Source organism: Streptomyces sp. NPDC058240 (genome assembly GCF_042882135.1).
GTDB lineage: Bacteria > Actinomycetota > Actinomycetes > Streptomycetales > Streptomycetaceae > Streptomyces.
In genome coordinates this window covers 26,722-46,670 of sequence record NZ_JBHVWT010000004.1, presented here as the reverse complement: position 1 = coordinate 46,670, position 19,949 = coordinate 26,722, and the positions used below count along the sequence as shown (strand labels likewise).

General features: G+C 71.1%; 15 protein-coding genes and 1 pseudogene. 7 read left to right on the top strand and 9 right to left on the bottom strand.

The window, feature by feature from the left end; translation table 11 throughout:
* Nucleotides 1-2: 2 nt before the first annotated feature.
* The 5 genes from ACFVX4_RS10260 to ACFVX4_RS10240 form a co-directional block, all read right to left on the bottom strand.
* Entirely contained in the window at nucleotides 3-908 is a 906-nt protein-coding gene (locus ACFVX4_RS10260; protein WP_389974119.1) for a carbohydrate ABC transporter permease, read from the bottom strand.
* A gap of 105 nt (nucleotides 909-1,013) precedes the next feature.
* Entirely contained in the window at nucleotides 1,014-2,270 is a 1,257-nt protein-coding gene (locus ACFVX4_RS10255) for an ABC transporter substrate-binding protein (protein ID WP_389974116.1), read from the bottom strand.
* An 83-nt stretch (nucleotides 2,271-2,353) separates the two neighbouring features.
* A complete protein-coding gene (locus tag ACFVX4_RS10250; RefSeq protein ID WP_389974113.1) occupies nucleotides 2,354-3,610 on the bottom strand; it encodes a Gfo/Idh/MocA family protein in 1,257 nt (418 codons plus the stop codon).
* 95 nt (nucleotides 3,611-3,705) lie between these two features.
* Nucleotides 3,706-5,856 (bottom strand): peptidase C14, encoded by a 2,151-nt coding sequence (locus ACFVX4_RS10245; RefSeq protein WP_389974110.1) that lies wholly within the window; start codon nucleotides 5,854-5,856, stop codon nucleotides 3,706-3,708.
* A gap of 208 nt (nucleotides 5,857-6,064) precedes the next feature.
* Nucleotides 6,065-6,922, bottom strand: coding sequence for an IclR family transcriptional regulator (locus ACFVX4_RS10240; RefSeq protein WP_389974108.1), 858 nt, complete (start codon nucleotides 6,920-6,922; stop codon nucleotides 6,065-6,067).
* 315 nt (nucleotides 6,923-7,237) lie between these two features.
* Between ACFVX4_RS10240 and ACFVX4_RS10235 the strand changes: the two genes are divergently transcribed.
* The 6 genes from ACFVX4_RS10235 to ACFVX4_RS10210 all read left to right on the top strand — a co-directional run bounded on the left by ACFVX4_RS10235 (nucleotide 7,238) and on the right by ACFVX4_RS10210 (nucleotide 14,841).
* On the top strand, nucleotides 7,238-8,608 hold the full coding sequence (locus ACFVX4_RS10235; protein WP_389974105.1) for an aspartate aminotransferase family protein: 1,371 nt from the start codon (nucleotides 7,238-7,240) through the stop codon (nucleotides 8,606-8,608).
* Nucleotides 8,608-9,795: a mandelate racemase/muconate lactonizing enzyme family protein gene (locus ACFVX4_RS10230; protein WP_389974103.1), complete on the top strand. Its 1,188-nt coding sequence runs from the start codon at nucleotides 8,608-8,610 to the stop codon at nucleotides 9,793-9,795. The genes ACFVX4_RS10235 and ACFVX4_RS10230 overlap by 1 nt, the downstream gene beginning before the upstream one ends.
* Nucleotides 9,792-10,637 carry an amidohydrolase family protein gene (locus ACFVX4_RS10225; protein ID WP_385326752.1) on the top strand — a complete coding sequence of 282 codons (846 nt, stop codon included), beginning with the start codon at nucleotides 9,792-9,794 and terminating at the stop codon, nucleotides 10,635-10,637. The genes ACFVX4_RS10230 and ACFVX4_RS10225 overlap by 4 nt, the downstream gene beginning before the upstream one ends.
* A gap of 211 nt (nucleotides 10,638-10,848) precedes the next feature.
* Nucleotides 10,849-11,688 carry an SDR family NAD(P)-dependent oxidoreductase gene (locus ACFVX4_RS10220; protein ID WP_389974100.1) on the top strand — a complete coding sequence of 280 codons (840 nt, stop codon included), beginning with the start codon at nucleotides 10,849-10,851 and terminating at the stop codon, nucleotides 11,686-11,688.
* Between the two features lie 64 nt (nucleotides 11,689-11,752).
* Nucleotides 11,753-13,912, top strand: coding sequence for a peptidase C14 (locus tag ACFVX4_RS10215; protein ID WP_389974097.1), 2,160 nt, complete (start codon nucleotides 11,753-11,755; stop codon nucleotides 13,910-13,912).
* Nucleotides 13,909-14,841, top strand: a complete 933-nt coding sequence (locus tag ACFVX4_RS10210) for a GNAT family N-acetyltransferase (RefSeq protein WP_389974094.1) — start codon at nucleotides 13,909-13,911, stop codon at nucleotides 14,839-14,841. Before ACFVX4_RS10215 ends, ACFVX4_RS10210 begins: the two co-directional genes overlap by 4 nt.
* A gap of 18 nt (nucleotides 14,842-14,859) precedes the next feature.
* On the opposite strand, the pseudogene ACFVX4_RS10205 reads toward ACFVX4_RS10210, so the two are convergent.
* The 3 genes and pseudogenes from ACFVX4_RS10205 to ACFVX4_RS10195 all read right to left on the bottom strand — a co-directional run.
* A pseudogene (locus tag ACFVX4_RS10205) lies at nucleotides 14,860-15,228 on the bottom strand (DUF5995 family protein); the annotation flags it as partial.
* A gap of 60 nt (nucleotides 15,229-15,288) precedes the next feature.
* Nucleotides 15,289-16,680 (bottom strand): uracil-xanthine permease family protein, encoded by a 1,392-nt coding sequence (locus ACFVX4_RS10200; protein ID WP_389974092.1) that lies wholly within the window; start codon nucleotides 16,678-16,680, stop codon nucleotides 15,289-15,291.
* A 183-nt stretch (nucleotides 16,681-16,863) separates the two neighbouring features.
* Nucleotides 16,864-18,096, bottom strand: a complete 1,233-nt coding sequence (locus tag ACFVX4_RS10195; protein WP_389974089.1) for an MFS transporter — start codon at nucleotides 18,094-18,096, stop codon at nucleotides 16,864-16,866.
* Between the two features lie 147 nt (nucleotides 18,097-18,243).
* Between ACFVX4_RS10195 and ACFVX4_RS10190 the strand changes: the two genes are divergently transcribed.
* Entirely contained in the window at nucleotides 18,244-19,434 is a 1,191-nt protein-coding gene (locus ACFVX4_RS10190; RefSeq protein WP_389974086.1) for an ROK family protein, read from the top strand.
* On the opposite strand, the gene ACFVX4_RS10185 is transcribed toward ACFVX4_RS10190, so the two are convergent.
* Nucleotides 19,418-19,930: a chitinase C-terminal domain-containing protein gene (locus tag ACFVX4_RS10185; RefSeq protein ID WP_389974083.1), complete on the bottom strand. Its 513-nt coding sequence runs from the start codon at nucleotides 19,928-19,930 to the stop codon at nucleotides 19,418-19,420. The genes ACFVX4_RS10190 and ACFVX4_RS10185 overlap by 17 nt on opposite strands.
* Between the last annotated feature and the right edge of the window lie 19 nt (nucleotides 19,931-19,949).

Genomic DNA, 19,949 nt, shown 5'->3' with positions numbered 1-19,949 from the left:
GGTCACTGGTCCTTCCCGATCACGAGCCGCTGGATCACCGCGACCACCACGGTCAGCGCGAAGAGCGCGACGCCGATGGCGGAGGCGTAACCCAGGTCGAAGTACTTGAAGCCCGCGTCGTAGAGCTGGAAGACGAGCGTGTAGCTGGCGTTGGCGGGGCCGCCGCCGGTCATCGTGTAGACCGCGTCGAAGACCTGGAACGACGCCGTCGTCTCGATCACGGCGAGGAAGAACAGGGCGGGCTTGAGCTGCGGCAGCACGATGTACCGGAACCGCTGCCAGGGGCCCGCGCCGTCGGTGAGGGCCGCCTCCTCCAGCTCACGCGGAATGTCCTGCATCCGGGCCAGCAGGATGAGCATCCCGTACCCGAAGCGGGACCAGACGCCGACGATCGCGAGCGCGGGCAGCACCAGCACGTCGTCGGAGAGCCAGGAGCCCTCGGACATCCCGAACCAGCTCATCAGGGTGGACCACGGCCCACCGGTCGAGAAGATCCAGACGAAGACGGTGGCGGCCAGCACCAGCGAGGTGACGACCGGCAGGAAGAACACCGACCGGAAGAACTTGGCGCCGCGGAACGCGCGGCGGGTGATCAGCGCCAGGGACACCGAGGCGACGAGCGTGCCCGGCACCGCGAGCACGGTGTAGAGGACCGTGACCTTCAGCGCCTGCCAGAACAGCGGGTCGTCCCAGAGGCGGGTGAAGTTGTCCAGCCCGATGAAGCTGCCGCCGCCCGTGAGGGTGTAGTCGGTGAAGCTCATCAGCACCCCGGCGATGCCCGGACCGAACCGGAACGCCAGGAAGAGCAGGAAGCACGGAAGGACGAAGAGCAGGCCGATCCGGGCCTCGCGGCGCGCCTGCGGCCCGCTGCGACGGCCCCGGCGGGTTGGTTCCGCGACGACTGCCACGGGGATCTCCTTGCGGTACGGGGGAATTACGGGGGATCGGGGGGCGAAGCCCGGGGGAGGGCGGTTCCGGGATCCGGGTGCGGCCGGATCCCGGAACCCGCCCGATCAGCGGCCGAGCATCGCCTGAGCGGCCTTCTGCGCGGCGTTCAGCGCCTCCTGCGGGCTCTTCTTGCCCAGCAGCGCCGCCTGGATCTCCGGCGCGAGCACGCCCTGGACCTCACGGGCCTTGTCCTGGAGCGGGCCCACGGTCATGCTCGGCAGCGTGGCGCCGACCGCCGTCTGAAGGGCGTCGCCCGGGTACAGGTCGCCGCCGGACTTGCGGGCCGGGAAGTAACCCGCGGCCTTCTGCAGGCCGGCCGCGTTCTTCGACTCGGCGACGAAGTTCAGCCAGTCACCGGTGTTCTTCTTGTCGGCGCCCTTCAGCATCGACAGCGCGCCGACCGTTCCGTAACCGACCGACTTCGCGTCCTTCATCGGCGGCTGGACGACGATGTTCTCCTTGCCCCAGAAGGGCTCGACGTCCGCCGGGGTGTTCTGCCAGGTGCAGGCGACCTTGCCCTTGGCGGTCGGGGTCTGCTCCAGCTTGGGCGTGGTCGTGACCAGGTCCTTGTCGGTGTAGCCGCCGGCGACGAGTTTCTTCAGGTACGTCAGGGCCTTGACACCGGCCGCGTCGTTGAAGGTGACGTTCTTGCCGTCCTCGGAGAAGACGTCGCCGCCGGCCTGCCACAGCAGCGGGTAGAAGGTCATGTTGAGTGTCTGCTGGGTGTCGCCGTAGTAGGTGGTGGCGTAGTAGCCCTTCTCCTTCAGCTTCGGGGCCAGCGCCTCCAGTTCCGCCCAGCTCGTCGGGTAGGTCTTCTCGCCGATCGCGGCGAACACCCGCTTGTCGCAGATCAGCGGGTTGGCGCTGGTCAGGATCGGGGTGGCGAGGGCCTTGCCGTCGACCGTGACGGACTTCAGGGCGAAGTCCGTGTAGTCCGACTTGGCGTCGGCCGGCATGTAGTCGTCGGCCGGGACGATGCTCTTGGCGTACTTCGGCAGCTGGTCGGGGATCAGGTAGACCGCGTCCGGGCCCTTGCCGGAGGCGATCGCGGTGGCCAGCGCGGTGTCGCGGTTGGCCCACGGGAAGGTCTCCACCTTCACCTCGACGCCCGAGTGCTCCTTCTCGAACGCCTTGATCAGGCCGTCCCAGTACGCCTTGTTCTTGGCCTCGTCGAAGATGACCGGGTAGGTCCACATGGTGACGGTGTTGCCGTCGCTGCCGCTGCCGGAACAGCCGGCCAGCACACCGGCGGCGAGCGCGGTGGCCAGCACGGGGGCGGCCAGGGCACGGACTCTGGAACGGCGGGTGAGGAGACGGGACATGAGGTGGTCCTCCGAGGACGTGAGGGTGGGGCGGGAAGAGGGGGAGCCCGGTCCGGTCCGAACGACAGGCCCTTCAGGGGGAGTCACTGCGCCGGGACCGTCTGGACGGTGCCGGTGTGCCGGGCACGTTCGGCGGCGAACGCCGCGAGATGACTGCCGAGCGAGGTGGCGGGACCGGAGCGGACCGCCCCGGCATCACCCGTGGCGACGGCGGTGACGAACGCCTCGACGAGCGCGGCGTCCCCGCCACCGTGCCCGTCGGCCGCGTTCGAACCGGACGTGCCGAGTTCATGGACGGTGGACTCGCCGGTCCGGAAGTCCTGCACCGTGACCCGCTCGCCGTCGCCGATCAGCCAGCCGTGCGAGCCGAAGATCCGGGTCTGGCGGTGCGTCTGCTCGGTGAACGCCACCATCTGGAAGGTCGCGGTCACCCCGTCCGTCAGCTGCATGGCGAGGACCTGGTGGTCGACCACGTCGTTGTCACTGCGGTACGCGCAGACGCCGTACGGGCCCTCGCGCAGCGCCTGGACGAGACCGGCCTCGTCGGTCGCCTCGGTGACATGGGTGACCGGCCAGACCGCGCCCTTCTCGCGCAGCGTCGGCATGTACAGCTTCAGCGCGCTGTACGGGCAGTCGGCCTCGACCGCACAGTCGAGACAGCGCCCGGCGGACCCGGCCGGAGCGTTCTCCGGCCGGAAGTGCTTCAGTCCGCCGAAGCTCGACACCTGCTCGATCCGGCCGCCCATCACGTAGGTGATCCAGTCCAGGTCGTGGCAGGACTTGGCGAGCAGCATCGGGGAGGAGTCCTTCTCGCTGCGCCACGGCCCGCGCACATAGCTGTGGGCGTAGTGCCACCAGCCGACCGGCTCCAGATGGTCGAGGGAGACCAGCTGACCGAGCACGCCGGAGTCCACGACCTCCTTCACCAGGTCGGTGTACGGGGTGTACCGCATGACGTGGCACACCGCGAACAGGACCCCGGACCGCTCCACGCCCTCGACGATCCGCCGGGTCTCCTCCTCGGTCGGGGCGAGGGGCTTCTCGGCGAGGATCGCGTAACCGGCCTCGGCCAGCGCCAGCACCGGCTCCACATGGAAGCGGTCCTGGGTGGCGACGACGACGGCGTCGGCGATGCGGTTCTCGACCAGCGGCCGCCAGTCGTCGAACTCGACGGGTGCGCCGGCGGCGGCCCGCGCCGCGGGGCGCGGATCGGCGACGGCGACGAGCTCGGCGCGCTCGGGGTGCGCCTTGATCCACTCGGCGTACGTCAGACCGCGGTTGCCGGCGCCGACGAGCGCGACCCGTACGGGCCGGTCGGTGATCGGGGTATGCGTGGACACGGGAATCCCTGGTGCTCGATGGGTTGGGGTCTTTCGTTCGGATCAGGCCGGACCCCGCGAGCCCGGCCTGATCCGAACGAGAGGCCCCGAGGTGGTCAGAACCGCAGCGTGGCTGCGGTGTGGGCGACGCGGTCGCCCTCGTCCGGCAGCGCGGTGCGCTCGGTGCCGTCCTCGACGCAGCCGGTGTGCAGCAGATGGCTGGAGGTGCCGCCGAACGCCGCGGGCCGCAGTTCGAGCCGGCCGCCGGTGAAGGTGGAGCCGGTGGCCCGGTAGCGGTTGGGGCCCTCGGTGACCAGCACATGGGCGGTGCCCTTGGGCGCGGTCGAGTCGAGGCCGGTGAGCTGCCAGTCGACGGTCCGTCCGGAGCCGGTACGGGCGAGCAGGGCGGCGTCCTTGTTGGTGCCGCCCAGACGCGTTCCGTCGACGCGCAGCCGCTGGTCCTTCGCCGAGGTCAGCTTCAGTCCGGTGTCGCGGAGTTCGCCGCCGAGCACGGTGATGTCGGCGTGCGCGAGCGAGACCGGGGCGGTGTCCTTGGAACCGGTCAGCGTGCACTGGTCCAGGGTGAGCGGTCCGGTGCCGTTGAGGACCGCGCCGTCGACGCCCTTGAGGGTGCTGCGCTGGATGGTGAGCGGCGCGGTGACATTGGCCTGGGTGATCTCCGCGCCCGCCGCGAACGCGAACGAGGAGTCGGCGATCACATTGGGGCGGGCGGAGAGGTCCGAGGCCCGGGAGACGATCAGCGGACCTGTGGCCGTACAGCCGCGCATCTGCACACCGTCGGCGTTGACCCAGAGCATTCCGGAGCCGGCAAGGGACTTCTTGCCGATGACCAGCACGTCCTCCAGGGTCAGATCGGTGATCTTGACCCGGGCGACGAACCAGGAGCAGGCGTGCCGGCGCACGGTGATCCGCTTGGCCCTGCCGCCCCAGGCGGCACCGGAGTTGGCGAAGGTCATCAGCCCGGAGTTGCCGGTGTAGACGAGGTCGTGCTCGAACTGGCCATGCGTCACGAACGGGCCCTCGTCGTCACCGTCGCCGTGGCAGTTGGTGACGTAGCAGTAGGCGGAGGCCGTGAAGTCGTTGAGGTGACGGGCGTTGGAGGTGTGACAGTCCTCCACGTGCCCGTACAGGCAGTAGATCTGCTGGGTGAGGTAGCCCGCGCCGCCGTAGGTGACGGACTTCGGGTTGGTCAGCGAGCACTGCTCGGTGCGGTAGTACGTGCACCAGCGGCGCATCACCACCGGCCAGAAGGTGCCGATGGCCTCGATCCCGGAGACGTCGCAGCGCACCGCGTACTCGTAGGCGACCGGGTGCGAGCCGGTCATCTCGTCCTCGCCCCAGCCCTCGAAGACCATGTTGCGGACGTGGGCGCGGTCGACGGGCTCGACCCGGGTCCAGGTCAGCGTGCGGCCCGCCGCCAGGTCCCAGCCGATCTGGTAGTTGACCCGGATGTGCGTCGGGTCGACGACATCGGTGACCTGGACGAGACGCTGGATCTCCTTCTCGTACTTCCCCGCCAGGGCGTCGATCTCCACGGCCCACCACTGGCCGACGGCGAACTTCGACGAGTCGCCGACCTCGAAGAGGTCCGAGAGGTCCGGCATCGCCGCGCCCAGGGTGTGCTCGACGGTGGTGTCGGTGACGGTGCCGCGGAAGGAGAGGACGGCGCCGAAGGGGTTGTCGTGGGTGTTCTTCTCGATGCCTTCGGTGCGTATGTGGTGGCCGCCGAAGTCGAGTTCGATGTTCGAGCGGTCGAAGAGGTGGCGTTTGGTGAAGAGGAGGTCGGTGTGGGCTTCGATGCGGTGGACGCTGTTGTCGGCGATCATGGCGTCGAGGGCGGCGTCGGCGGGGGTCTTCGCGTCGAAGTGGCCGAAGGTGCGGAAGTCGAGGGTTCCGGTGTGGAGCTGGTGCCAGCGGCCGGTGCTGTTCTTGGCGGGGGCGATGACGGTGCCGCCGTTGTGTGCGGCGTCGGACTTCCTGTGCCAGCGCACGGCCATGGAGCCGCCGTCGCCGGGGGTGCGGTAGCCGGCGATCAGGACCTGGGTGCCGTCGTCGAGCGGCTTGGTGTTCAGGGCGCGCAGTGCGGCGACCGTGTCGACGCGGAGCACATCGCCGGTGTGCGAGGGCGCGGCCTGCGCGGAACCGGCGGCCACGGCCGAACCGGCCATGACCAGACCGGCCAGACCCGAAGCCCGCAACAGATTCCGGCGGGACGAAGCGGGGGTGTGGTGGTGCGGAACGCTCATGCGGACTTCGCCTTCCGAGAAGTGCGATAAGTGAGGGAGCGTTCCTGCGGGGGACTGCCATGAGGCGGATGGCTGAAAAGGGTCCGGTCGCCGGATGTCCACGGCGCGATGGGCAGGCGCCGGAACCAGGCCGGAAGGGGTAAATCGCCGGTGACCATGGAGTGTCACCGCGGTTGGCAGGGAACCTACGGCGGGTTACGCCGTTTGGTCAAGACCCGATTCCGTCGGAATGCGACGTGTCGGTGTCGGACGAGGCACCGTCCGAGTCGTCGACCCAGCCGAGCGAGAGGCTGATCCGGCGGGCCGCGTCCCGTACCTGGCCGCCCAGTTCCTGGTAGCGCCAGGCCGGCAGGCCGAGTTTGAGGCCGGTGATGGAGACCGCCCCCGCACATACCGAACGGTCGTCGAAGACCGGCGCGCCGATGCAGATGATGCCCTCGGCGTCCTCCTCGTCGTCCAGGGCGTAGCCGACCCGGGCGATGTCGCGCAGATGCGACAGGAAGGTCGCCGGGTCGGTGATCGTGCGGGAGGTGCGCCGGGGCAGCCCGAACCGCTCGACGACCGCGGCCGCCTCGCCCGGCGGCACGGCGGAGAGCAGCGCCTTGCCCAGGCCCGTGCAGTGCGGCAGCTCGCGCTGCCCCATCCGCAGATCGAGCCGGACGCGCTGGTCGAGCCCGACCTGGTCCACGACGACCGCGTGGCCGTCCTCGGGCACGGCGAGCCTGGACGCCATACCGGTGGCCCGGGTCAGCTCGCGCAGGACCGGGTGGGCGACCCCGCGCAGGGACACCTGGGAGCGGGCCCGGTCGCCGAGTCTGGCCAGGCTCATGCCGAGCCGGTAGCGGCGGTTCATGCCCTCGCCGTCGTCCGAGACGAGGCCGTAGGCGCGGAGGGTCTGGAGCATGCCGAAGGCGGCGCTCTTGGAGATGGAGCAGGCCTGGCCGACCTCCGTGACGCTCAGGCCGTTCCCCTGTGCGGGGGCGGCGAGCGCCTCGAGGATGTCCGCTGCCCTGGCCACGCTCTTGACCCAGTACTTCGGTTCTTCTGGGGCAGCACTGTTCGTCATAGCAGAACAGCGTAGTGCCTCAGGGAAGGCTCGAACGCGCTTTCTCTGTGAAGAAAGCGCGGAAACGGCCCTTCCGGGGTCCGAAAGGGTCTTGACCGGCCCCGGAGCTGCACGTAATATCCAGGCACTGTTCTGCTCTACAGAACAGTGTTCAGAAAAAGCGAACGCACCACCTGAAGCACCACCTCAAGCACCACCTCAAGCACCACGGATCATCCTCTTCCTGCGGCGACTGCCGGGCGGATGGCGCCAGGGACTCACGGGCCGGGCAGGGCCTGCGAAGACCGACGACTCTCGACGCAAGGAGCAAGCGATATGAGTTCAGGCCCGGTAGGCAACGAATCCGGAGCCCGACTCGCCGAGCGCGCCCGCCAGGTCGTACCCGGCGGCGTGAACAGCGGTCAGCGCAGTGTTCCCGGACTGACCGACCTGGTCGTCACGGGGACGGACGGCGCACGGTTCCGTACCGCCGACGGACGCGAGTACACCGACTTCCACTCGGCGTTCGGCCCGCCCCTGCTCGGCCACAACGACCCCGACGTGGCCCGCGCCACCGCGGAGGCCGGTGCCACCCTCGGCCACATGGGCGTCGGCGTCACCGAGGGCGAGGTCCTCCTCGCCGAACAGCTCGCCGAGCTGATCCCCTCGATCGAGAAGGTGCTGCTCACCAGCACCGGCAGCGAGGCGACGTTCCACGCGCTGCGTGTCTCCCGCGCCGCCACCGGCCGCCGCCTGGTCGTCAAGTTCCAGGGCTGCTACCACGGCTGGCACGACGCCGTCAGCCTCAACGTCATCTCCGCACCCGAGAAGGTCGGCGGCCACGACCCGATCTCGACCGGCATCCTGCCCGAGGTCCTCGAAGCCACCCTCGTCCTGCCGTTCAACGACAGCGAGGCCGTCCGCCGTGCCTTCGCCGAGCACGGCTCCGACATCGCCGCCGTGATCGTCGAGCCCGTCCCGCACAACGTCGGGGCGCTCCTGCCGTACCAGGAGTTCCTCACCACGCTGCGCGAGGAGACCACGAAGGCGGGCAGCGTCCTGATCTTCGACGAGGTCATCACCGGCTTCCGCCACGACATCGGCGGCTGGCAGAAGATCTCCGGCGTCACCCCCGACCTCACCACCCTCGGCAAGGCCATCGCCAACGGCGCCCCCGTCGGCGCGATCGGCGGCCGGGCCGACCTGATGGACCTCTTCTCCACCCGTCCCGGCGCCCCCGCCTTCTTCGCCGGCACGTACAACGGCCACCCGTCCGTCGTCGCCGCCGCCCTCGCCACCCTGCGCAAGCTCCGCGAGGAGCCGGTCCACGAGCACGTCTTCCGGCTCGGCGGGCGTGTCCGCACCGAACTGACCGGACTGTACGAGCGCCTCGGCGTCCCCGCGGTCGTCACCGGCTACGGCTCCGTCTTCGTCAGCTACTTCATGCCGGGCGAGGCCCCCCGCACCTACGCGGACCTGCTGAACAACGACGCCTCGCTGTTCGTCGGCTACCGCCGCAAGCTCCTCGACCACGGCCTGTTCGAGCTGCCGCTCAACCTCAAGCGCAGCCACATCAGCTACGCGCACACCGACGCGGACGTCGACCGTCTCGTCGAGGGCACCGAGGCCGCGGTCAAGGCCGTGCTCGCCGACGGCGGCGCCCGCGACCTGGAGAACACCTCCACCATGGGCGGGGCGACCCGCTGATGCTGACTGTCAACCGCACCCGCCCGGCCGGCCCCGCCGGACGGATCACCCGTGTCGAGACCCTGATGCTCGGCACCTCCTGGCGCGACTTCGGCTACGTCCGGGTCCACACCGACGAGGGCCTGTCCGGCATCGGCGAGATCACCCACCCCTACCGCGTCCGCGAGGTCTGCGCGCTGACCGAGGCGCTGGCCCAGCGCCATCTCATCGGCGCCGACCCCTTCGACATCGAGGAGCTCTGGCTCCGCGTCTACCAGGGCGACTTCCTGCGCGGCGGCGACATGGGCGGCGTCGCCCTGTCCGGCCTCGACCAGGCGATGTACGACCTGATGGGCAAGGCGCTCGGTGTCCCCGCGTACCGGCTGACCGGCGGCGCCTGCCGGGACGACGTACGGGTGTACGCCAACGGCTGGTACACCGGCGAACGCGAGCCCGAGACCTTCGCGGCCAAGGCGAAGGAGACCGTGGCGAAGGGCTTCACCGCCCTCAAGTTCGACCCCTTCGGCCCCGGACTGCACGAGCTGGAGCGCGCCGAGCTGCGCCGCTCCGTCGACCTCGTGGCCGCCGTCCGCGAGGCCATCGGACCGGACATCGACCTCTTCATCGAGGGCCACGCCCGGTTCGCCATGCCGACCGCTGCCCGACTGGTGCGGGAGCTGGAACCCTTCGACATCGGCTGGTTCGAGGAGCCGATGCCGTGGACCCACATCGAGCGCTACGCGGAACTCCGGCAGCGCGCCGCGTTCCCGATCTCCGGCGGCGAGCACTTCCACAACCGCTACGAGTACAAGCAGCTCTTCGCCACCAACGCGGTCGACATCATTCAGCCCGACCTCTCCATGGCCGGCGGCTTCACCGAGGTCAGGAAGCTCGCCGCGACCGCCGATACCCACGGCATGCTCGTGGCCCCGCACAACTCCAACTCGCCGCTCTGCACCACCGTCTCGGTGCACGCGACGCTCGGAATCCCCAACTTCAAGATCCTCGAAACCTTCGACGGACTCCTTGAGGACTACGTCTTCGACGCGCTCAAGGGCACCCTCCCGATCGTCGACGGCCGCATCGGCCTGCCGACCGCACCGGGCCTCGGTGTCGAGCTCGTCGACGAGGTCTTCGAGGAACACCCGCCCAGCCACCGCTTCTGGAACATGTTCGCGGACGGCTGGGAGAAGCGGAACCGGACATGATCGTCGACGTCCACTCGCATCTCTTCCGGCACAGCCACGACTTCACCGACCCGTTCAAGTCCGACTCCGCCCGCGCCCACGCGGGCGAGGTCGACCTCACGGTGAAGTGGGAGGAGTACGCCGCCACCGCCCCCGAGGGCACCCGCACGATCGTCGTCGGCGGCAAGGCCCGGCGCAGCGGCCTCTGGGTCGACGACGCCGCCGTCGCCTCGTACACCGCACAGCACCCCGACCGGCTCATCGGCTACCTGTCCCTCGACCCCACCCAGCCCGGCTGGCAGGACGAACTCAGGTACGGCCACCAGGAACTGGGCCTGCGCGGCATCAAACTGATGCCGATGTACGCGGGCTTCGACCCGGCCGCCGAGGAGTACGACGAGCTGTACACGTACGCCGAACGGCACGGACTCCCGCTGCTCGTGCACACCGGCACCACCTTCGTGTCGAGCGCGCCGCTGGAGTGGGCGATGCCCCGCCACCTGGACGCGGTCGCCATCCGCCACCCGGAACTGCGGATGGTCCTCGCCCACCTCGGCCACCCCTTCGAGGGCGAGTGCATCGCGGTCATCCGCAAGCACCCGCACGTGTACGCGGACATCAGCGCCCTGCACTACCGGCCCTTCCAGCTCTGGCACAGCCTCCGGCTGGTCCAGGACTACGGGGTCTTCGACAAGCTGATGTTCGGCAGCGACTACCCGTTCACGACGGTCGACGACTCGGTGAAGGGGCTGCGGGAGATCGCCCGGATCCCCGGCATCCCCGGACTGCCGCCGCTCGACGCGGACGCGGTGGAGGAGATCATCCACCGGCCGTCGCTGGACCTGCTGGGCCTGAACGGCTGACCCGGCCGTTCCCCCGAACCTGCCGGTACGGTGCCGGGGTCATCCCCCTGTCGCCCGGCACCGACCGGCAGCCGGGCCGCCGCGCCATCACCCATGTGTCCCAGCGCGGCGGCCCGGACCCGTCCGGCGATCAGGACCGGACCCGACCCACCCCCTCCGCCTCCGTACCTCTCCGCCTCTCCGTACCTCTCCGCCTGGAGGAACCCCCGCCATGACCGCAGCCGTTCCGCCCCGCGGGATCGACCGCTTCGATCTGACCGGCCGCACCGCGGTCGTGACCGGGGCCGCCCGGGGCCTCGGCCGGTCCTTCGCCGTGGGCCTCGCGGAGGCGGGCGCCGATCTGGTCCTCGTCGACCTGCCCGGTGCCGAGGGCGTCGCCGAGACCGCGGCGGCGATCGAAGCACTCGGCCGCGGCTGCCGGACGTACGGACAGGATCTCGCGGACATCGACGCGCTGCCCGGCTTCGTCGACGCCGTACGCGCCGAGGCGGGACCGCTGCACATCCTGGTCAACAACGCGGGCACGGCGGCGCTGGAGCGCTTCAACGAGATCACCCCCGCGAGCTGGTCGCACATCATGCGGGTCAATGTCGACGCCGTCTTCTTCCTCAGCCAGCGCATCGCCGAACACATGACGGCGGACTCGGTCGCGGGCCGCATCATCACCATCACGTCGAAGAACGCCCTGGTGGCGGAGGCCGGCCTGGCCCACTACAACGCCTCCAAAGCCGCCGCCCAACTGCTCACCGAGACCCTGGCGGTCGAACTCGCCCCGCACGGCATCACCGCCAACACCCTCGCCCCCGGCATGGTCGAGACGCCCATCGACGGCGAATTCCCCTTCGACCGGGAGGCCTTCGAATCCGCCTACCGCGAGCGCATCCCGCTCGGCAGGTACGCGCAGCCCGACGAGTGCGTCGGTGCGCTGCTGCTGCTCGCCTCGGACGCCGGGGCGTATCTCACCGGGGCACGCATCGTCGTCGACGGGGGAGTGCTGGCCGACCAGATGCCGCGTATGCGCTTCATGCCGCCGTACCTCAACACGATCTGACCGCGACCGACCGGCAGTCGGTTCTCACCGAGCACGCATCGACAACGCGAGGAGCGCCTCCGTCATGTCCGTCAATGCTTCGTCCCCTGCTCCGTCCTCCGCTTCGTCCCGCCGGAATCTGTTGCGGGCTTCGGGTCTGGCCGGTCTGGTCATGGCCGGTTCGGCCGTGGCCGCCGGTTCCGCGCAGGCCGCACCCTCGCACACCGGCGATGTGCTCCGCGTCGACACGGTCGCCGCACTGCGCGCCCTGAACACCAAGCCGCTCGACGACGGCACCCAGGTCCTGATCGCCGGCTACCGCACCCCCGGCGACGGCGGCTCCATGGCCGTGCGCTGGCACAAGAAGTCCGACGCCGCACACAACGGCGGCACCGTCATCGCCCCCGCCAAGAACAGCACCGGCCGCTGGCACCAGCTCCACACCGGAACCCTCGACTTCCGCACCTTCGGCCACTTCGACGCGAAGACCCCCGCCGACGCCGCCCTCGACGCCATGATCGCCGACAACAGCGTCCACCGCATCGAAGCCCACACCGACCTCCTCTTCACCCAACGCCACCTCTTCGACCGCTCGAACATCGAACTCGACTTCGGCGGCCACCACATACGCACCGAAGGCATCGAGAAGAACACCCACGACAACCCCTTCGGCGCCGTCCTCTCCTTCCGCGGCACCGTCACCGACACCACCGTCAGGCACGCGCTCTCCGGCAAGGTCATCGAGCTCACCGACACCTTCCCGGTCCCCGACGCCAAGGCGTTCGAGGTCGGTCAGTGGTGGGCCGTGCAGGTCGACCCGGCCGCGGGCGGCGGCGGTGACGAGCGCGAACTGCAGAAGCTGGTCGAGATCACCGAGATCGTCGACGCGGGACACATCCGGATCGGCTACCTCAACGGCTGGGAACTCGCCGCGGGCCGCAACCTCACCTGGACCCGCGTCGAACCGGTCCGCAACACGCACATCCGCAACATGGTCTTCGAGGGCGCCGGCCCCGACGAGTACACCGGCTCGCACCCCGTCAGCTTCGAGTACGCGGTGGGCTGCGACGTCTCCGGGATCCATGCCACCGGCACCTTCTGGCCGGTCATCATGCGCCGCTGGTGCACCCGCTTCCGCACCGAGGAGTGCTCGCTGAAGAACCCGCCCACCGTCGAGTACGGCGGCGCGGGCTATCTCACCCAGCAGATCTACTGCCTGTACGGGCGGGTCGCGGACTGCACCACCAGCAATGTGCGCCACCTCAACGACCTCACCGCCTCCGCCTACTGCACCGTCGTGAACTGCCACGGCGACGGCGACGACGCGGGCGGCAACCCCTTCACGACGCACGGGCAGTACGAGCACGATCTGCTCTTCGACGGCAACTCCGGACTGATGGACATCGCCAACTCCGGTGCGCAGTGGGGGATTTCCGCGAAGCGGATCACCGTGCGCAGACATGTCTGCTCCTGGTTCACCGCCAACACCAAGATCACCGATCTGACCCTCGAGGACATCACGGTGATCGCGCGCCCCACCTTCGACCAGGCCGGCACCCTCACCGTCAACGCCGACGGCGCCCAGGTGCGCGGCTGCACCGCGAAGACCTTCGCCGTCGCCCAGCGTTCCGCCCGCTCCACCCGGCCGACCACCATCAGCGACTGTTCCTTCGAGCCGCCCGCGGGCGCCGTCCTCGTACAGACCCCGGTCACCGCGCCCGTGCACTTCGTACGCTGCACGTTCAAGGGCGTCGACGGCGCGATCCTGCGCGGGGCGGGGCCCGTCCACTTCACCGACTGCACAATCACCGGCGCCGAGAACGCGGCCCCGCTCTCGGTCGGATCCGCGGATCTGCGGATCGACGGCGGCAGTTACGACAACACCGGCATCGAACTCAGCGCCGTGCGCGACCAGCGCATCACCGTCACCGGCGGCGCCCGTCTCACCGGCAGCAACAAGGCCAAGGCGCTGCTCGGCCGTGCGGCCGGTCCGGGAAAGGTGACCTGGGACATCAGCGCGCTCAGCAGCGCCGCCTCCGACGCGGACACCGCCCATGTCCGCATCGATGACGGCACCAACCACTACGCGGCCACCGGGAGCCGCTTCACCGGCGGCACGCTCCATCTCGCCCCCGGTGCGCTGGACTCGGTCCTGCACACCTCGTGCGTGGAGGACGGGACGAAGCGCGGCGCGATGCCCGCGAACAGCGACAAGGTGCGCACGGACGGGAACCTGACCCTGTGACCGCCGTCATCCGGACCGCGACGGCGGCCGACGACCCGGCCCTGGCCGCCCTGTGGCAGCGGTGCTTCGACGCCCCGCAGATCGTCGCCCTGCACGCCCTCGACCCGGACCGCCACCGGCACACCTTCGTCGCGCAGAACGCCTCGGGGGACGGGATCGACGCGGTCGTCGTCTACGTACCGAGGCTGATCCGCGACGCGGACGGAACTCCGCGGCGGGTCGGCGGCATCGGCAGCGTCGCCACCCGTCCCGAGGCGCGGGGACAGGGGCTGGTGCGGCGGCTGCTCGTGGCGGCGGAGCACACCATGAGGGCCGAACAGTGCGCCTGGTCGCTGCTGTTCACCGGGACGCCCGGCGTCTACCGGGGCTCGGGATGGCAGGAGTTCGAGAGCACGTACACCGAGGGGGCGCTCGCGCCCGCGCCCGCCGCCGGGACGTACCGGATCCGCGAGGCCACCGCGCGGGACTCCGCCGAGGTGGCCGCGCTGCACCACGCGTACAACGCGAACCGGCCGCTCAGCTCGTTGCGGGCGCCGGAGGACTGGGCGGTGCGGGTGCCCGCCTGGTACGGCCCGCTCGACCGGTCGCTCGTGGCCGAGGACCCCGGATCGGGAGCGCTCGTCGGCTGGATGGTGGCCCAGTACGAGGGGGAGTGCGTGGAGGTGCGCGAATTCGCGGGCGCCCCCGAATGTCTGGGCGAGCTGTTCGCGGCCGTCGGCGAACGGGGCCGGGCGGCGGGCCTGGGCCGGGCCCGGGTCCGGCTCCCCGACGCTCCCGGGGTCCGGGCGGCGCTGTCGTTCCTGCTGGCGGACGCCCGGCCGGTGGCGGAGCAGGTGGGCATGGCACGCCCGCTGCACGCCTCCGCAGACGCCGTCCGGGCCACGGTCACGGCACCCGGTGCGGTCCACTGGTACGGAGACTGTTTCTGAGGGCCGGGCGGGGCGCCGTCAGCGATGCGGAGTGAGCAGACAGCGCCCCACCAGCCCCGCTCCCGCGTCCATCCGCTTTCTGAACTCCTCGGCCAGCAGCGGCACATCACGCAGCCGCCACAGCACCAGCGCCGCCGACCAGGCCGCCTCACGGGCCCGCTCCAGACTCCACGAGCCGAGCAGATGGGTGAGCGGGTCCGCGAGTTCCAGCAGATCGGGGCCCGGCATCAGATCCTCGCGGATCCGCTCCTCCAGCATCACGAGGAGATCGCCCACCCGGTCGAACTCGTCCTCCAGGGCCGGCGGGGCGCAGCCGAGTGTGCGGCAGGCGTCCACGACGGCGAGCGGCAGATCGTGGCCGATGTGCGCGTTGATGCCGGCCAGCGCGACGGGGGAACGGCCGCGACACGTGCCGGCTGTGCGGCGGCCGAGCTCGCCCTTCCGGTACTACGCCTCGTCCTTCGCCGGCCGTTCGTCGTACGCCGAGGTGCCCGAGTCCAGCAGGGGTTCCTGGGTCTTGAGGTGTGCCGGGGCGAAGGCGCGCAGCACGTGATAGCCGGTGATCACCACGATGGTGCCGAGCGCGATCCCGCTCAGTTCGAAGTTGTCGGTGATCTTCAGGCTGACCCCGCCGACGCCGATGATGATGCCCGCGGCGGCCGGCACCAGGTTCAGCGGGTTGCGCAGGTCGACCTTGGCGTTCAGCCAGATCTGGGCGCCGAGGAGGCCGATCATGCCGTAGAGGATGACGGTGATGCCGCCTAGCACACCGCCGGGGATGGCGGCGACGACCGCGCCGAACTTGGGGCAGAGGCCGAAGAGCAGGGCGAAGCAGGCGGCGGCCCAGTACGCGGCGGTGGAGTAGACCCGGGTCGCGGCCATCACGCCGATGTTCTCCGAGTACGTGGTGTTCGGCGGACCGCCCACCGCGGTCGACAGCATCGACGCGGCGCCGTCGGCGGCGATCGCGGTGCCCAGCTTGTCGTCCAGCGAGGCGCCGGTCATCTCGCCGACGGCCTTCACATGCCCGGCGTTCTCCGCGATCAGCGCGATGACCACCGGCAGCGCGACCAGGATCGCCGACCACTCGAAGCTCGGCGCGTGGAAGGAGGGCAGCCCGATCCAGTCGGCCTTGGCCACGCCCGACAGGTCGAGCCGCCAGTGGTCCACGGCCCCGGCGCCGCCGGCCGGGGAGTGGATCTTGCCGAAGATCCGGTCGAGGACCCAGGACAGCGCGTACCCGAAGACCAGGCCGAGGAAGATCGCGATGCGCGAGAAGAAACCGCGCAGGCACACTACGGCCAATCCGGTGAACAGCATCACCAGCAGCGCCGTCCACTGGTCCTGCGGCCAGTACGTCGACGCGGTCACCGGAGCCAGGTTGAAACCGATCAGCATGACGACGGCACCGGTGACGACCGGCGGCATGGCCGCGTGGATGATCCGGGCGCCGAAGTGCTGCACGGCGAGACCGGCGAGGAAGAGCACCACACCGACGGCGAAGACCGCGCCGGTGACCACCGCGCTGCTGCCGCCGCTCGCCCGGATCGTCGCGGCGACCCCGACGAAGGAGAGCGAGCAGCCGAGGTAGCTGGGCACCTGGCCGCGCGTGGCCAGCAGGAAGATGGCCGTCGCGACACCCGACATCATGATCGCCAGGTTCGGGTCCAGGCCCATCAGCACCGGGGCGACGAACGACGCGCCGAACATCGCGACCACGTGCTGGGCGCCCAGTCCGAACGTACGGGGCCAGGAGAGCCGTTCGTCCGGCCGGACCACGGCCCCCGGTGCGGGGGTCTTTCCGTCGCCGTGCAAGGTCCAGCGCACGCCGAGGCCCATGGTCGCTCCCTGTTGTGTAGGTGCGGAGCCGAGCGCCTCGCCGGGCACGTCGCTGCCGCAAAAATAATCAGCGCCATGGTAATGCCGGATCGTGGCGTGCTCGCGGCCGGGCCATGGCCCCTGAGCACGGCGGATGCGGGCGACGGAGGGGAACGGGCCCCGGCCGTCCGCCGGCCCGGCCGGTCAGGGACGCGGCTCGGCGGACTTCGTGCTCGGGGCACCGGCGTCCGAGGACGACATCTGCCTGCGGTCGCCCGCCCGCAGCACCCCGGCCCCCAGCACCAGACCGAACGCGAGCACCGTCACCAGGCCGAACGAGACGACCAGCGAGGTCGCCTCGGCCAGCGAGCCGATCGCGGACGGGGCGATCAGCCCCGAGGTGTACGTGATCGTGGCGACGCCCGCGATCGCCTGGCTCGGGTTCGGGCCGCTGCGCCCGGCCGCCGCGAAGGCGAGCGGAACGACCACCGCCACACCGAGGCCCAGGAGCCCGAAGCCGCACATCGCGAGCACCGCGTCCGGCGAGGCGACCACGAGGATCCCGCCGACCGTGGCGAGGACGCCGCCGACCCGTACGGTCCGGACCGCGCCGAAGCGGTCGACGACCTTGTCGCCGGCGATCCGGGCGACCGCCATGGTCAGCGCGAACGCGGTCGTGGAAGCCGCGGCGAGCCCGGCGGAGGTGTCCATGACGTCCCGGAGGTAGACCGCCGACCAGTCCAGGCTGGCCCCCTCGGCGAACACCGCGCAGAAGCCCACCGCGCCGATGATCAGCGCCGACTTCGGCGGCAGGGTGAAGCGCGGCGGCGGCTCCTCGTCCGGCCGGCTGTGCAGGTCCAGCACGCCCTGGCAGGCGATCAGGCCGAGCGTGGTGAGCACGAGGGCGGCCAGGGTGTGGTGCAGCCGGGCGTCGGTGCCCAGATGCGCGGCCACCGTGCCCGCCGCCGAACCGATCAGGGCGCCCACGCTCCACATCCCGTGCAGCCCGGACATGATCGACTTGTCGAGGCGGTTCTCCACCTCGACGCCGAGGGCGTTCATCGCCACGTCCGACATACCGGCCGTCGCCCCGTACACGAAGAGCGCGGCGCACAGCGTCAGCAGGTTGGGCGCCATCGAGGGCAGGATCAGCGCCAGCGTCCACAGGGCGAGCAGTCCGCGCAGCGCGGTCCTGGCGCCGAAGCGATGGCTGATCGCACCGGCCAGCGGCATGGCGAGCGAGGCGCCGATCGCCGGGAAGGCGAGGGCGAGGCCGAGCTGACCGGCGCTGACCCCGGCGTGGTCCTGGATCCAGGGCACCCGGGTGGCGAAGCTGCCGGTCACCGCGCCGTGCACGGTGAAGACGGCGGCGACGGCGAACCTGGCCCGCCTCACCTGCTCCGTGCCGAAGACCGTGTCTGTGGAATCCGCTGTCATACCTCCGTGCCCTCCCCTGGGGAATTCTCTGTTGCCGGTGGTCCCGGCGCCCGTCTCCACGGTGCGCGCCGTAAACTATCAGGAACCCTGCCTGATAAATAGTGCGCCTGGGCATCCAGTGCGTCAGCGATCTGGAAGGATCCCGGCATGCCCGCATCACCGAGCACCGCACGGGCCATCAACGACCGGCTCGCCCTGCGACTGCTCCAGCAGGACGGCCCGCTGACGGCCACGCAGCTGAAGACCCTGACCGGCCTCTCCCGGCCCACCGTCGCCGACCTCGTCGACCGGTTGCAGGGGGCCGGTCTGATCCGCGTCGTCGGCGAGGCCGGTGCCGAGCGCCGCGGTCCCAACGCCCGGCTGTACGGGATCGCCGCCGACCGCGCCCATCTCGCCGCCCTCGACGTACGCACCGGCAGCGTCGCCGTGGTCGTCGCCGATCTCCTCGGCGCCACGCTCGCCGAGGCCACCCTGCCCATCGGCAGCGACACCGACACCGAGGCCGCCGCCGAACAGGCCGCCGCACTGCTGGAACGCACGGCGCGCGAGGCCGGTGCCGGCCCGCTGCACAGCGTCGGCATCGGCGCGCCCGGTCTGATCGACCCGGCCACCGGCGAGCTGCGCGACACCACCGGGCTGCCCGCCTGGCACCGGCGACTGGTGCGGGTGCTCCAGCAACGGCTGCCCGCGACCGTGCTGGTCGAGAACGAGACCAATCTCGCCGCCGTCGCCGAACACCGCGGCGGCGCGGCGGCCGACCGCGACACCTTCGTGCTCTTCTGGCTCGGCCACGGCGTCGGCGCCGCCGTCATGCTGGACGGGAAGCTCCGCCGGGGAGCCTCCGGCGGCGCGGGCGAGATCGGCTTCCTGCCGGTGCCCGGCATCGCAGGCACGCCGTCGGCCGTCAACTGCGACGGCGGGTTCCACGCGCTGGTGGGCTCCGCCCCGGTCTGTGAACTGGCCGCCGCCCACGGCATCGCCGTGCCTCCGGGCACCGCCGAGGGGGACAAGGAACCGGGCGCGGCGTTCGCCGTGCGGGCCGCGCTGGCGGGGGAGGGGGACGGCGAGGCGTTCCTGGACGCCCTCGCCGGCCGTCTCGCGGTCGGCGCCGCCGCCATCGCCTCGGTCCTCGACCCTGGCTGTGTGCTGCTGGCGGGCGAGGTCGGCCACGCGGGCTCAGACGCGCTCGCGGCACGGGTCGAGGAGCGGCTGACCCTGATGTCACCGCTGCGCACCGAGGTCAGGGCCGGGCGGCTGGGCGGCGCGGCGGTGCTCCGCGGCGCGCTGCTCGCCGCCCGGGAGGCGGCTCAGGACGAGCTGTTCACGCCGTCCGGCTGAACCGCCGGGCGGGGAGTTCCCCGAACACTGCGCTCCCCGCGGCCCGTTCGGGGCGCAGCCGGGCGCTGCGCCGCCGTTCCGCGGAGCATGGGTGAGCCCGGCGGCGACCGGGGGCGATCCGGTCACCGCCGGGCGGTACGGGAGGAGGGGGGCAGCAGGCCCCGAGGTCCTGCCAGGCACCCCGGTCACCGGTGGAGCCGGGCGTCTCGCCCTTCGTCCGCCACTTGGCCTTCCACTGGTGCGAGCCGTGGCTGACCGTCGTACCGGCGCCGTACTCGGAGCCCGCGCTCCAGGCGGGTGCGGCGCAGTCACCACCGGGCGTCGGGCCGGTGCCGGTCGAGGGGTCCGGCGACGGTGAGGACGTGCCCGCGCCGGGGTCGACCGGGGTGGTGCCGCGCGCCAGGTCGGCGGTGAGGGCGTACGACTTCCCGCCGAAGGCCACCGTCCGGTTCGACGGTGTGGAGGTGGGCAGGTAGTAGACGAAGTCGACCTGCACCGAGGCGCCGGGAGCCAGG